9 protein-coding genes and 1 tRNA gene are annotated in these 14,921 nt (G+C 28.8%); 5 read left to right on the top strand and 5 right to left on the bottom strand.

Annotated elements, in window-relative coordinates:
- Nucleotides 1–34 precede the first annotated feature (34 nt).
- Together glyS and glyQ are read right to left on the bottom strand one after the other, a co-directional pair.
- Nucleotides 35–2,116: a glycine--tRNA ligase subunit beta gene (glyS, locus tag JK145_RS01685; RefSeq protein ID WP_220665260.1), complete on the bottom strand. Its 2,082-nt coding sequence runs from the start codon at nucleotides 2,114–2,116 to the stop codon at nucleotides 35–37.
- Nucleotides 2,117–2,176: 60 nt separating this feature from the next.
- A complete protein-coding gene (gene glyQ / locus JK145_RS01680; RefSeq protein ID WP_220665259.1) occupies nucleotides 2,177–3,058 on the bottom strand; it encodes a glycine--tRNA ligase subunit alpha in 882 nt (293 codons plus the stop codon).
- A 1,110-nt stretch (nucleotides 3,059–4,168) separates the two neighbouring features.
- Here glyQ and JK145_RS01675 point away from each other — a divergent pair.
- Entirely contained in the window at nucleotides 4,169–5,170 is a 1,002-nt protein-coding gene (locus JK145_RS01675) for an AI-2E family transporter (protein ID WP_220665119.1), read from the top strand.
- Between the two features lie 379 nt (nucleotides 5,171–5,549).
- Here the strand turns inward: JK145_RS01675 and ibpA are convergent, their stop codons facing one another.
- Nucleotides 5,550–5,963 (bottom strand): small heat shock chaperone IbpA, encoded by a 414-nt coding sequence (gene ibpA, locus JK145_RS01670; RefSeq protein ID WP_220665118.1) that lies wholly within the window; start codon nucleotides 5,961–5,963, stop codon nucleotides 5,550–5,552.
- A 1,682-nt stretch (nucleotides 5,964–7,645) separates the two neighbouring features.
- Between ibpA and JK145_RS01665 the strand changes: the two genes are divergently transcribed.
- Nucleotides 7,646–8,743 carry a porin gene (locus JK145_RS01665; protein ID WP_220665117.1) on the top strand — a complete coding sequence of 366 codons (1,098 nt, stop codon included), beginning with the start codon at nucleotides 7,646–7,648 and terminating at the stop codon, nucleotides 8,741–8,743.
- A gap of 447 nt (nucleotides 8,744–9,190) precedes the next feature.
- Here the strand turns inward: JK145_RS01665 and JK145_RS01660 are convergent.
- Nucleotides 9,191–9,264, bottom strand: a tRNA-Pro gene (locus tag JK145_RS01660).
- A 727-nt stretch (nucleotides 9,265–9,991) separates the two neighbouring features.
- Here JK145_RS01660 and rplY point away from each other — a divergent pair.
- Nucleotides 9,992–10,276, top strand: a complete 285-nt coding sequence (gene rplY, locus JK145_RS01655) for a 50S ribosomal protein L25 (RefSeq protein WP_220665116.1) — start codon at nucleotides 9,992–9,994, stop codon at nucleotides 10,274–10,276.
- Between the two features lie 553 nt (nucleotides 10,277–10,829).
- A complete protein-coding gene (gene erpA / locus JK145_RS01650) occupies nucleotides 10,830–11,177 on the top strand; it encodes an iron-sulfur cluster insertion protein ErpA (protein ID WP_220665115.1) in 348 nt (115 codons plus the stop codon).
- An 80-nt stretch (nucleotides 11,178–11,257) separates the two neighbouring features.
- Here erpA and mtnN read toward each other — a convergent pair whose 3' ends face one another.
- Nucleotides 11,258–11,971 carry a 5'-methylthioadenosine/S-adenosylhomocysteine nucleosidase gene (mtnN, locus tag JK145_RS01645; RefSeq protein WP_220665114.1) on the bottom strand — a complete coding sequence of 238 codons (714 nt, stop codon included), beginning with the start codon at nucleotides 11,969–11,971 and terminating at the stop codon, nucleotides 11,258–11,260.
- Nucleotides 11,972–13,267: 1,296 nt separating this feature from the next.
- On the opposite strand from mtnN, the gene JK145_RS01640 reads away from it, so the two are divergent.
- A complete protein-coding gene (locus tag JK145_RS01640) occupies nucleotides 13,268–14,893 on the top strand; it encodes a CTP synthase (RefSeq protein ID WP_220665113.1) in 1,626 nt (541 codons plus the stop codon).
- Nucleotides 14,894–14,921 lie beyond the last annotated feature (28 nt).

Genomic DNA, 14,921 nt, shown 5'->3' with positions numbered 1-14,921 from the left:
TGTTAACCTAATTAATCATGTGAGTCAGTAATTGCTATATTTGAAGAAACGAAATATCTGCAATTTTTAGAATTAGTTCTTGTAATTTTTTTAGCAGAAAAATACGATTGGTACGAATTTCAAAATCATCCGACATTATTGTAATTCTTTCAAAAAAGAAATTGACTGGTTTGTCAATTGATAGTAGTTCCTTCAACGCATCTTGATATCGACCAGATTCAAGCAGTGGTTTAAGTGTTTTCTGTAATCTAATGAAACAGATTGCTAACTTAATTTCTTCAGGTTTCTTAAAAAGGGAAAAATTTATATTTTTATTGCTAATTAGATTAGATGATTTAATTAAAATCTTTGATATCCTTTTATTAACCAATACTAAAGATTTTGCTTCTTTAAGCATACAAAAAGAATTTATCGCACGTATACGCGCATCAAGGTCTGTTGGAACAGTAGAATGACATGATAAAACGGCCTGAATAACATCAACGTTATATCCTTTTTCTTGATACCAAAAGAAAAAACGACTAAGAATAAAATCAATAATTTTTTTTATTAAAAAAGTGGTATGAGCCAATTTTTTTCCAAAAAGTTGTACTGCTTGCTTTGTTAGAATTTCCAAGTCAAGAAAAAGTTTTTTTTCTATAATTATGCGTAGCACTCCAAGTGCTGCACGACGCAATGCAAATGGATCCTTATCCCCCTTTGGGGAATAACCAGTTCCAAAAATACCAACTAACGTATCCATCTTATCAGCAATAGAGACCGAGCAAGAGACAAGCGTTGTTGGAAGTAAATCTCCAAAGAATTGCGGTTGATATTGCTCTTTTTGTGCTAGAGCTACTTCTTCTGATTCTCCGTCATAGCGAGCGTAGTGCATTCCTATTATTCCTTGCATTTCAGAAAACTCAGATACCATGTTTGTTACTAAGTCACATTTAGATAACAGACCAGCACGACTAGCCTGAGAAATATTAGCGCCAATTTTATCTGCAATCCAAGCTGCTAAAGTTTCAATTCGCTTACTTTTATCACGTAAAGAACCAAGCTGATTTTGAAAAACAATGGTATTAAGACGAGGCAGGTAGTCTTGTAATTTTTTTTTACGATCGGTTGTAAAAAAAAACTTTGCATCAGCTAGTCGTGAACGAATAACTTTTTCGTTACCCGCAATAATTTTCTTTGGTTTTTTTGATTCGATATTAGCAACGAATATAAAATAAGGTAGTAAACTACCTTTAGAGCTGTCATATACAGGAAAATATTTTTGACTATTTTGCATAGTATAAATCAACACATCTATTGGTACTGATAAAAATTTTTCTTCAAATCTAGCGCTAAGCACTACAGGCCATTCTACTAATGAAGTTACTTCTTCTAAAAGATTTTCGTTTAAGTTAACTATACCCCCTAACTGTTTAGCCACTGTTTCTACAGATTTTCGAATTATTTCTTTACGTTTTAAATAATCTGCCATTACTCGACCATGATCTAACAATATTTTTGGATATTCATTAGCATGGTTTAAAATAATTTTCCTTTTTCCCATAAATCGGTGTCCATAAATAACACGATCTGTTTTAATTCCAAGAATATTACCGACGACAACATCGTTATCTAATAACATGGCTATCGAATGAACTGGACGAATAAATTGAACTTCACAATTGTTCCATTGCATCATTTTGGTAATCGGTAATTTTTCAATGGCGCGGATAATTATATTGCATAGCAAATTTTTTACTTTTTCTCCTTTTATTTTAGAACAATAAACTAGCCATTCTTTCTTACCAATCATACGTCGTGTTGCTTGATTAAGTGTAATGCCACAACTGCGTGCCCAACTTTCTGCTTCTTTTGTAGGACGACCATAAGAATCGAATGATTTCGAAATTGCTGGACCACGTTTCTCAATGTTGTAACAGGATTGCGTATTACTGAGAGAAGTAATTTTAACAGCAAGACGTAATGGAGTAGCAAACCATTTAATTTCACCATGATGAATTTTGGCTATATCGAGTTCGCTTGCAATATGAGCAGAAAAAGCCTCTCCTAAAGCACGTAGATCTTTAGAAGGTAATTCCTCTGTACCAATTTCCACCAGAAAAGTGTGTTTCATTATGATTCTACCTGTATTATTTCATCGTCATTTGTTTTTCTGTTCTACGTATTCAAAAATTCATTACTTATTCTGAGAAGCAACATAGGCTTTTGCAGCGGCCTTTGTTAAAGCACAAATTTGCAGAATGTAATTCTGGCGTTCTGTAATAGAAATTGCTTTACGAGCATCGAGCAAGTTGAAAGTGTGTGCTGCTTTTAGAATACATTCGTAAGCTGGTAGTGATAGCGGTTTTTTTAAATTCAGTAAACTCTGGGCTTCTTTTTTATATTGTTCAAAACAAATAGATAAATAATCTACACTAGCATATTCAAAATTATAAGCAGATTGTTCAATTTCATTTTGGAAAAAAATATCTTTGTACGTAATAGGTCCTGATGGACTATCAGCCCATACCAAATCATAAACGTTATCTACATCTTGTAAATACATGGATAAACGTTCAAGCCCATATGTAATTTCTCCTGTGACAGGTCGACATTCAAAACCACCAACTTGTTGAAAATAAGTAAATTGCGTCACTTCCATTCCATCTAACCAAACTTCCCAACCTAAACCCCAAGCACCAAGTGTTTGATTTTCCCAATTATTTTCTATAAATCGTACATCATGCACAGTTAGATCTATTCCGACTTCTTTTAGTGAATTGAGATACAGTTCTTGAATGTTTATAGGAGAAGGTTTAATAATAACTTGAAATTGATAATAATGTTGCAATCGATTTGGATTTTTTCCATAGCGTCCATCTGTAGGACGTCGAGACGGTTGTACATAGACAACTGAAATAGGTTTTGGACCGAGAGCTCGAAGGCAAGTTATAGGATGAGAGGTTCCTGCACCAACCTCCATATCCAGAGGTTGAAAAATGGCACATCCGTTTTTGGCCCAATAGTTTTGGAGCGTTAAAATTAAACCTTGAAAAACCTTTGGATTAAATTTTCCTATCATTATATTTAATGTATATCATGAGATACGATAAAAAAATTTAACTTATCTTATAGTTAAGATGCAATTTACGTGCATAAATATCGCATTAGTTAATTTAAAAGACAAAGGTAACGATTATTTTGATACTGCAAATATATTTATCAATTTTTTCTAAATCAAGAACAATTACGTTTAACGTTTAACTTTGTAAAAATTAATTATTCAAATAGCATGCATCTCTTAACAAGAGAAGAGTATCTTTTCATACTACTTTCATGAAACCCATGAAATAAATATAAAAATTAGTATAAATATCTTTTTAATAATTTATTACATTTTTCAAAAAAAATAGTAAAGTGCTTAATGAAGAGATTATCTTCTTTATATCATTTTTATTAATTTTAAAGTTGATTAATCATGCGAATATAAGGTATTTATTTAGCATTTTAGAATAACTTTTTCAGAAAAATCGACCTTTTTATTTAGAATAAAGTAAATTAAAAATAAATGAAAGAAAGATCAAACCCAGCATTATTTCAATAATAACTAACTGTAAAAAATTATTCATAATAACTATGAAAAATTTAATCAATTTCATTAGAGTAATGAGTATATTACTCGTACAAGAATATAAATCTTCTTAACGTAAGAAAAGTAATGCAAATTGATTAACCAATCGAATTGTTTCTTTATATAAAAAGTGTTTTTAATTACTTAAATACTAAATTTTTTCAACTGAAATTGATTAAGCTACTGATATAATCATTTATAATTTCAGTTGAAGGATAGAAGATTAATTTATCTAGCATTTAAATACTTCTGTATCGATCTTATTAAATTTTTTTCTAAATAGAAAAAATCACTAGCAAACTTTCTGCTTGCATCAAAATCCAGCAATTGTATAAATACACTACTTACTAATAAAGATGTAAAAAACTTTTATTTAAAATAGTCCAAAAAACTTTTCGATTATCATGCAATAAATAAAGATTTATTTAAGGTCGATTTATATTAAGACGAATATCTTCAAATTAATATAGAAGAAAATGACGAAATAAAATTCGATTTTCTAAATCAATTGTTATAACAATCCGTTGTTTACTCGATAAAGGAATTTCTATGCTGGAGATGAAAACAAGTAAAAGGTGGCTAAAAGCTGTTTCTTATTTATTAATGTTTTCTTTTATTATCTTAATTATTCCATTAAATCTGTTTCCTTGTTTTATTGCTGGATTTTTAGTATATGAAGCGATTATTTCTCTAACTCCCTTGGTTGAAAACTTAGCAAGCGGTATTCGTGCGCGGTTGTTAGTAGCGACAATGATTATAATATTGGTTATGTTAGTTACTATATTATGTGTAATGGGTTTGATACATTTTCTAACTTCGGATATTAAATTCGGTATTGATGTTATATCTAAAATAGATCGCATTTTTTCTGATGTAAAAAGTCATATTCCTGATCACTTACCTTTTTTTTTTCCTGAAAGTGCGGAAGAATTAAAAGATCAACTTTTTTTATTAATTGAGTCAAACCTAATAATTATTCGAAAAATGGGCCGTTCCTTATTACATGGAATAATTACTGTTTTTATTGGATTTGTCATTGGCACTGTGATCTCACTGAATCAACCTTCTGGTCATGGGACATACTTTACGAATCAGTTACTGGAACGTTTATATTATCTTTCACAAGCTTTTCGTAATATTATTTATGCACAAATTAAAGTATCGTTGGTTAATACATTGTTAACATCAATTATGATCTTATTGCTCCTCCCACTGTTTGGAATTCATTTACCATTAAGTAACACGTTAGTTATAGCTACTTTTATCTGTGGTCTTTTGCCAATTATAGGCAATCTTATATCAAATTTTATGATTATAATTTCTGCGCTTTCAATTTCTTTAGGTTTAGGAGGAATAATGATAATATATCTTGTTTCAATTCATAAGTTAGAATATTTCTTGAATGCAAAAATTGTTGGAAATTGTATTAACGCAAAATCTTGGGAGTTATTGTTGGCAATGCTTATTTTTGAAGAAATCTTCGGATTAAGAGGATTGGTAGTAGCACCAATTTATTATGCTTATTTAAAAACAGAATTACGAGCAAGAAACATTATCTGATTTTATCTATCTAAAACAAACAGATTGTTTTATTTAAATTGTCAAAATTTCATTTACTTAAAAAGCCTCGTTATTGGAAATAATAAAAAAGAAATTTATTTATCTTCATAATAACTTACCAAATTCAGTAAAATTAAACATGATAATTATGATTAAAATTATTCAAGTATGGAACAAGACGCGACCTGATGAAATCTGTATTATTTGATCAAGAAAAAAATAAAAATCTTCTTGATTTAATTAAATGTTTGCGTCTTGTTCGAAACTTAGTGTTACTAAAATTAATTTTTTAACTGTTATAATACAAGTTCCTTTATAAGGAAGACTATCTTCCAAGATTACAGATAGGAACTTGAAAAAGATTTCAAAAAATTAACAATTATTTAATTTCAATTCTTCTTGGCTTTAAGGTGTCCGGCACTTTACGTTCTAAATCAATAAACAACAAACCATTGTATAATTTAGCACCTCGTATTTGTATATGTTCAGCTAACTGAAACGTACGTTCAAAGTTGCGTTCAGAAATACCTTGATATAAATAGTTGCGTTCATTTTGAACATTAGTATGAATACCTTTTACTGTTAGTAAGTTATCATTAGCAGTGATCTCTAATTCATTTTCAGCGAATCCAGCAACCGCAATGGCTATTCGGTATTGATTCTCACTTACTAATTCAACGTTATAAGGAGGATAACCACCGTTTCCTTGACTTTGACCTGATTCAAGTAAATTTACTAAACGATCAAACCCTATAGCAGAACGATATAGGGGTGAAAAGTCAAAATTACGCATAAATTTAAATCTCCAAATATTTCAAAAATTGACCATTATTTTAAAATTACTAATATTTAATTAGATTTAGCTTAATTTTAAGCGCCTTCCAGAAGAAAAACAGCTTGTAATCTAGATAGATACTAACACTTCTTAAAACAAGAAAGAATTGTTATTTTTTTTAAACACTAAACTGACTTGCTATTTTGATTCTAATATAAATAATATAAGACTTCTAGTCTTCTAAAGAAACTAGATCTGCTTTTTTAGGGAGAATTTATTTAACACCGCCATTTTAATTTAAAGATTCTATATAAGTAAATAGTCTTGTTTTAGTATTGCTAGTATTTGTTAAAATAAATTAACACACTTTTATTAAGTAGTAAGTCACTGATATAAATAATGCAACCTGATTAAATAGAAAAAATAAGAATTTATAAAAAGCATTATTGACTGTCATTTTTTGACATTCAAACTATATTGAGAGTTAACTGATCTTAAGAATTAAAGTATACAAAAAATCAATTACTAGATAACAATTACTAAAAAAATGCTCAGCTTCAACTATATAGTAGATAGCTTCACCAAGGCAAAATTATCATTGATAATTCGTTTAAAATTAAAAATTAAAAATTTCTTCTGAAGGTTCTGAAAGTTTTCGTTAAAAGCGATAATTTTTTTACGGTTAATCTAAAAATTGTAACAACTGAACTCTTTCTTTTTAGTTAGGATATGTAAAAAGTTTTTCCTTATGTGTTAATTATAGTTAATAGCCCTAAATTTTTTTGCTATAAAAAATATATAGATAGCCCCAAATTATACTTGAAATATTCAAATAACTTTAAGATTTTTTGTTATTAACAAATCAATTTTTTGAAAAAAAATTAGCCTTTATTAGATGTCAATTTAAATTAACAATATTTTACGAATATCTTGAAGAAATTTGATTTGTCAAAGGCATATCTTTCATGTTTCAACTTTTTCAAAGCACATTGCGTATGCACAAAACTTGATAAATCTTTAACTCGTAAATTTAAAGCTCTTAGAAAGAAAGGTCTTGAAAAGAGTATCTGAAAAAAAATAGAGTCAAAGTTTCAAAACAAGAAAATTACTATGGAATAGGGTGATTGTAATAAATCTATTCAATAAAACCGCTTTTTTAGCGCTTTAATTAAAAAAAATTTCCATCTCTTTTAATGGTAGTTTCTAACTTAGAAAGTTATCTAAATAATTTAGAACATGCTAGCACATTAGCTTTAAATTATTTTTAATAATCTTTAAAAAATAAATTTTGATCATCATTAGGCAACTTCTTTAAATAAAGAACCAGAATATATGATTAACTTGCGCACTCATAAATATCTTTAAATCAGTTATTGATAGGAATTAGCGAATCAATGTAATTACTTTACAACATAACAATGATATGTTAAAGGATTAGTCACGTATCAGTTTAGCTTTTAAATAAAAAATTGTTCTTTAAATATTTCATTCAGGCTAATTATAAATTTCTAACTGTAGAGTTAACAGGTTTTTGTATTCCCCGTTATTTTAATATGTGAAAAATAAATTCTTTTAAATGTCAGAATCTTTCAAGTATAATTAAGCGCGTTTTTAGATAAAAAGAAATATTTAGAAATTACTGATCTTTAAGTATCAAACTAAAATGTCAGAACAAAGATAACGGGAAGAGGAATTTAAGTATGAAACTATTTTGGTATCGATTGGTGGTTATTTCAGCTATGGCTATAGCTGGCAGTATTGAGGCAACAGAAATTTATAATAGAGGTGGTAATAAAATAGATCTTTTTGGCAAATTTAATGGTGGACGTTATATGTCTGGTAGTAACGCTGGGGACTGCTCCTTTTTTCTGTATGGTCTCAGTGGAGAAGCTCAGCTTGGTGAAGGATTCACAGGTTTTGGAGTTTTAGAACAGGGATTTAAATTGAATCCTATTGAAGGTGAAGGAAAAAGTAAATCAACCCGTCTAGGTTTAGTTGGCATGAAGTTTAATGATACAGTCAGTATTGATTACGGACGTAATTACGGAATATTACATGATATTGGCAGTTGGACTAGTATTATGCCAACGATTAATAATGTTACTGCTACTGCTACTGATAACTTTATAATTGGAAGTTCAAGCGGAGTGCTTACTTATCGCAATAATAACTTTTTTGGAACAACTGACGGACTAAATTTTGCACTGCAATATCAAGGTAAAAATGATTTAATCAAAAATAAAGAAAAACAAGAAGTACACGAAGCAAACGGCGACGGTTATGGTATGTCTATAACATATGATTTATGGAATGGTATGTCCATAGGTGCTGCTTATAGTAGTAGTAATCGTGCTCTTGAGCAGCGTTTATTAAAAAATAACAAAAAGGCTGAGGGATATTCTTTAGGATTAAAATATGATGCAGATAATTTGTATCTGGCAGCACTGTATCTTGAAACACACAATGCAGTTTTGTACAATAAAACTGTAGATTCAAAAGAAAAAAAGCAGGATTTTGCTAAAAAAACTCACAACATTGAATTAGTTGCGAGGTATGACTTTGATTTTGGTCTACACCCTTCGATTGGTTATTTACAATCAACTATCAATCGTAACTATCAGAGCAATAGACAAGATATGAAAAAATACATTGGGATGGGAGCTAGTTACAATTTTAGTAAAAATGCCTTAACGTTTGTTGATTATCGTATTAATTTACTATCGAAAAATAGTTTTGTTCAAGATACAAAATTACCTACAAATAATACTATTGCAGTAGGGATGACTTACACATTCTGAACAATTTTAAAAATTAAAAATATCTAATTTTTTCAAATTAAAACAAAGAAAAATTAGCAACAATAAAAATTAATCGTTTAGTAATGAATTTTTTGTTTTCTTTTTTTCACCCTCACTGGTGCCTTATATTAGTGAGGGATTTTTTTTGTTTGAACTAGAAAATTTTTACTTACTTACAATTATTTTGATAAATTTTTCATGCTATCACTGATAATGGAAAAACTAAATAAAAAGGTCGTTTCACCTTTTCCTTTTTAAGGGTTTTTTTAATAAAATTTTAATGTTGGATAAAATCTTGCATTAGGTTGGAATGGTCGATATTAGATGTGTTGTTTAGGGTACAACTTTTAATTGAAAAATTTATGATTAGTATCATTCTTAGAATTAATGTCTGAAAATACTAATTAGCTGAAATCTTAATTAGTACATTGCGATATAAGATCTTGATCGGCATGAGAGGATTTGAACCTCCGACCTCCGACACCCCATGACGGCGCGCTACCAAACTGCGCTACATGCCGAAACTGTAAGAATTTTTTACTTGCTTAACAACTTAGAGATAATTTTTGATTTTAGTCAAAAATTTTATATTTAACTATGATTTAAAAAGTAAAAATTGATTAATAAGTTTAATTTAAAGGTTATTAACTATAATTAAATTTAATTTACGTTAGCAACTCTTTTCGAAAAGAAAAATCAAAGTGCTGAATCATATGTATATTTAATGTATTTTTTTATTGAAAAAATCTATATCTTCTTCCCTTTAGGATTATATTTAACTCTCATTAAAACAACATTTCGCTTTTAGCAAAGCGTTTCTTATTAAGAATCAACACGCTCATTTCTAAATTAAAGAACGTGTATGAATTTCAATTCGAAACTTAATTGCAGATTATTGATTTTTTAATTTTTTTATGAAATGGTAAATCATAATTTATGAAGGTATAAATAATATCTTTTTATCATAAGAAATTTTTAACAGAAAATTATTGATGGACACAACAAATAAATGTCTTTATTTGTCTTAAATAATTTTAAAGTTTTTACAGAATTACGATAGACGTACTGAAATTAAGTATTTTTAATGAAATTATATTGAGAAATTGTTCATACTGCATAAAAGTGGTTCTCATATACAAATAAATTTTATTAATCTGAATAGATGTGATTATTAAGTTAATTTTAACTTGATTTAAGTTAACTGCCTCCTTTAAAATGAAGGCAAAACAAATTAGAATATAAAAATATATGCTATACTTAAATGCAAAGGTCCGTAGCTCTCGTGGAAAAAGCGTAAGCAGACGATTACGTTTAAAGAACAAAATTCCCGCTATTATCTATGGCGGTGCTGAAAAACCGACTATGATTGAGATTCGTTATGATCATATTTTAAACATGCAAGATAAAAAAATTTTTTATACTGAACCTCTTGTCCTTGTGATTGATGGTAAAGAGAATAAAGTGCGAGTGCAGGAGGTCCAATTTCATCCGTTTAAACTAAAATTAACCCATGTTGATTTTATTCGTTCTTAAGTACCTTTAATATCGAAAGATCCTGTCTTCACTTAAAAATAATAGAAGTCTGATAAACAGGTTAGTTTTTTTGTATTTAATTAACAAAAGCGTTTATCTTCCAAAAATTTAGAGTCAATCAATTAAGTTATTTGTTTAAGTGAATTTAAATTTAATTTAATTAAAAACTAACTATTTTAATCTTTAATTAAAATTTTTAAAGACTTACATTTATACTTCCTTTCATTTTGATGGGATAAAAGTACAGAATTACATTTAATAAATCTAGAATTATCAAATATGATAAAAAACTATGGAAACATAAAAATACACTTGTATTTAACTCAGAAAAAATAATTATGTCTCAACGTCCTTTTCTTTTTTCTTATCAAGAAAATTAAATTAGTTTTTTACAAAAAAAATAAAATGTTTATAACAAAAAATTTTTACTTAGTTAACTACTTCCTTTTTAAAGGATGAAATTCTATATTTCTAGTATTTCAGGTAAAAATTTGAATATTTTTATATCAAACAAGTCAATTCTTAATTGAGTTATAAAATCTAGGGTGACGCTATGAACAATAAACCAACAGCTCTAACATTGAATTTTACTGACTCAGCAGCTTTTAAAGTCAAAAATCTTATTTCAAAAGAAAAAAATAAAAACTTAAAACTACGAGTATATATCACTGGAGGTGGTTGCAGCGGCTTTCAATATCGCTTCATTTTTGATGATAAAATCAATCGTGATGATTTTGTTACTAAAAAACAAGGAGTTTCATTAATCGTAGATTCTATGAGTTTACAGTATTTGACAGGAGGATCTGTCGATTATGACGAAGGATTAGAGGGATCTAGATTTATTGTCATTAATCCTAACGTTAAAACTACTTGTAGTTGTGGACTATCTTTTAGCATCTAAAATATAAAAATTTAGACAAAAATGTTTAAGGTGCACTTGTGTTTATGCAAAGTTTAAAATAGATCTTTGATTATATTTAATTAAGCAACATGATTCATTTTTAATGACTTTATTATCTCCTCCACCAGGAGGGAGGAGTTTTTTGACGCAACGATAAGAAACTTTTTAAAAAAAAGGTGAGATGTTTGATTTGAAAAATCTGTGATTGCACGAGTTATAATGAAAGAAACGTTGAATCGATAACAAATGTGAGCTACTGCCGCAGCTTCCATTTCTACGGCGATAGCTGATGGGAACCTTCTTTGAATACAGGCCAGGTCAACAGAGTTATTTATAAACGTATCACCAGTGACTATCATACCATGATGAATTGAATTTACCTTCAGGCAATTAACGGCAATTTTATTTGCTAGGGTTGTTAAAAAAGGATCGCTTTTAAATTCTTTAGGACATTTTGCCATTTGTCCTTCTTTATAGCCAAAAACAGTAAGATTTACATCGTGATAACCCACTTTGTATGGTACTACAATATCTCCAATTTTTGGAGAAGATTTTAGACTTCCAGCAGAACCAGTATTGATAATTAGATTTGGCTGAAAAAAATTGAGAAGTAACGTTGTTCCTAACGCAGCAGAAACTTTTCCAACGCCCGATTTTATTAGTGCAACTTCAATACCAAATAATTTACCTATATAAATGTTACATCCCGCTTTACGCCAAACAGAAAAATTACTCATACGATTACGTAATAACGCAATTTCTTGTTCCATTGCAGCAATAATTCCAATTTTCATAATTAATTTTTTTTAATTAAAATATTAAACGAATGGCTAATTATAATTGTCATTCATTTTAACAAATGTATAAGATCGCTTTTTGATTACATAAAATTAAAATATGGAAATTGTCTAAATATCCATTTTTAAATGAAATTATAATTTATAAAATATCAGATACATTAAGTTACTCTAATTTTTTAAAACATTTTTTAGCATAGTTTTAATGTTACTATATATCCTTAATAACAAGCGTATTAATTTAATTAAGTTATTAATATGTCTCCGTAACATAGTGAAATATAGAAATAGTTTTATATTCAACGCCAGTTGTTCACTTATCATATTCAAGTTATTTTAAATAAAAATTTTTTTAAACGCTAAACACAAATTGTTTATTAACAAAATTAAACTGAAAAAGTTATAGCGCATAAGCTTTATAATTTACTATTCTGATCTTTCTTAAAGAAAGATCAGAATACTTAGTCTTCTTTTCAAAGGAAAATTTTTAGTCTAATTGATAAAAACTTAAAATACGTTTAATAAACTAAATTGAAAAACTATAATAATCTATATTCTCTATTATGGAATTACTGGTTTATTTGTACTTATAGATTTCTAATAATTGTTGAAAAATTTAGATAAACAATATTTATTGAACTCATTTAAAATTAATCAAGAATCATCGTTAAACATTTTAAATAGGGGAGTTAAAGGACAATTAAAACCTTCTAGAAAACGTCAAATTTAAATTAAAGTATCATGAGTATCTGAAATAAATAAAAAGAAATATAAAAACATATGAAAAACTGCTATCAATAAAAATACGATGCGCACTTCTTTTTAAGAAGAAATCAAAAAAAAGATTAAAACTGTAAAATCAAAACTTCATTTTAAATGAGTTTTTTTAAATTCCTTATAAATAAGCACTAAATTCAAAGTATATTTGGCATATATCAATATCTGGCATCAAAATCTACTAACAAAAAAATACAAACTCTTTAGATTAAAGAATAATATTTGATAAATAAACAATATTACTTAATTGCAAAAAAAAATTAAATTAGTTGAAGATTACTTAGCAACACATCGAAGCAATGCAGATGAAAACAAGATCCATCTTGTTAAGATTGAACCTCTTTTTTTTATTTACTTTCATTTAATGAATGTTTTCCTTTAAAAGAAAGAGATAAGACATAAATAATTTATATGTTTGAATTAGAAAATATTTATGTTGCAATGCAATCTCACATACAGTTCTTGTTTCTCACTTTAGTTATATTATCTTTTTGTGCTTAATAATTAAACTGGAAAATGAAAACAAACTATATTTTTGTAACGGGAGGAGTTGTTTCTTCTTTAGGAAAAGGTATTGCTGCGGCTTCTTTAGCAGCTGTTCTTGAAGCACGAGGACTTCAAGTTACTATCATAAAACTAGATCCTTATATTAATGTAGATCCAAGAAATATGAGCCCTACTCAACACGGTGAAGTTTTTGTAACTGAAGATGGAGCGGAAACTGACCTAGATTTAGGTCACTATGAGCGTTTTATTCGTACAAAAATGTCGCGCTGGAATAACTTTACAACTGGTCGTATCTTTTCTGATGTTTTGCGTAAAGAACGTCGTGGTGATTATCTCGGAGCCACTGTTCAGGTTGTTCCTCATGTTACCAACGCCATTAAGGAACGAATCTTTAGAGGTGGAGAAGGTTACGACATAGTTTTAGTAGAAATAGGTGGAACCGTGGGAGATATTGAATCGATGCCTTTCTTAGAAGCCATTCGTCAAATGGCATCAGAAGTTGGTCGTGAACATACTACTTATATGCATTTAACCCTTGTACCATATATGGCTACTTCCGGAGAAGTAAAAACCAAACCGACACAGCATTCAGTAAAAGAGCTTCTTTCTATCGGAATTCAACCAGATGTGTTAATCTGCCGCTCTGATCGATCTGTACCTAGTAACGAACTAGAAAAAATTGCTTCATTTTGTAATGTCCCAAAAAAAGCAGTAATTTCGCTAAAGAATGTTGATTCAATTTATAAAGTGCCTGTTTTATTGCAGTCCCAAGGATTAGATGACTATATTTGTGAAAAATCTAATTTAAATTGTCCAAAAGCAAATTTAACCGAATGGAAACAGGTAATTCGACAACAAGAAAATCCAGTTGGTAAAGTAATCATCGGTATGATTGGCAAGTATATCCAATTACCAGACGCTTATAAGTCGGTGATTGAAGCTCTGCAACATGCTGGACTAAAAAATCATTTAACAGTCCATGTTCGTTTAATTGATTCTCAGGATGTTGAAATTCACGGTGTTGAAATATTAAAAGATTTAGAAGCTATTCTTGTTCCAGGTGGTTTCGGGCCTCGAGGAGTTGAAGGGAAAATTTTAACCGCAAAGTATGCACGTGAAAAGAAAATTCCTTATTTTGGCATTTGTTTAGGTATGCAAGTTGCTTTGATTGAATTTGCCCGTCATGTTGTAGGAATGCAAGATGCTAATTCTACTGAATTTGTTCCAAATTGCAAATATCCTGTAGTTTCATTAATTACTGAACAACAAAGCAATGGTATCTGTAAAAAAAGTAATGATTTATGTAATAATATCATGAGACTTGGCAGTCAACTTTGTTATTTAAAGGATGGAAGTTTAGCAAAAACGTTGTATGCTGAAGCTACTATTTTGGAACGACATCGTCATCGTTACGAAGTAAATAACTTTCTTCTAAAAAGAATAGAAACTGCTGGATTACGGGTATCTGGATGGTCTGGAAATAATAATAATAAGTTAGTAGAAATTATTGAATATCCAAATCATCCGTGGTTTTTAGCCAGTCAGTTTCATCCGGAATTTACGTCAACTCCAAGAGATAGTCATCCATTATTTTCTGGTTTTGTTCAAGCTGCAAAAACATATCAAAAAAGATAAAAAAAGATATGGGTTGTGATTTATTTAA

Source organism: Sodalis sp. CWE (assembly GCF_019646055.1).
GTDB lineage: Bacteria > Pseudomonadota > Gammaproteobacteria > Enterobacterales > Enterobacteriaceae > CWE.
The sequence above is the reverse complement of the archived record's forward strand: the minus strand, read 5'-3'. Positions and strand labels throughout refer to the sequence as shown.

Excerpts from the sequence above, each read along its gene's own strand:
- JK145_RS01640 (WP_220665113.1), top strand. The coding sequence starts at position 13,268 with ATGAAAACAAACTATATTTTTGTAACGGGAGGAGTTGTTTCTTCTTTA.
- mtnN (WP_220665114.1), bottom strand. The coding sequence starts at position 11,971 with ATGAAAATTGGAATTATTGCTGCAATGGAACAAGAAATTGCGTTATTA.
- erpA (WP_220665115.1), top strand. The coding sequence starts at position 10,830 with ATGAACAATAAACCAACAGCTCTAACATTGAATTTTACTGACTCAGCA.
- ibpA (WP_220665118.1), bottom strand. The coding sequence starts at position 5,963 with ATGCGTAATTTTGACTTTTCACCCCTATATCGTTCTGCTATAGGGTTT.
- JK145_RS01675 (WP_220665119.1), top strand. The coding sequence starts at position 4,169 with ATGAAAACAAGTAAAAGGTGGCTAAAAGCTGTTTCTTATTTATTAATG.
- JK145_RS01665 (WP_220665117.1), top strand. The coding sequence starts at position 7,646 with ATGAAACTATTTTGGTATCGATTGGTGGTTATTTCAGCTATGGCTATA.
- rplY (WP_220665116.1), top strand. The coding sequence starts at position 9,992 with ATGCTATACTTAAATGCAAAGGTCCGTAGCTCTCGTGGAAAAAGCGTA.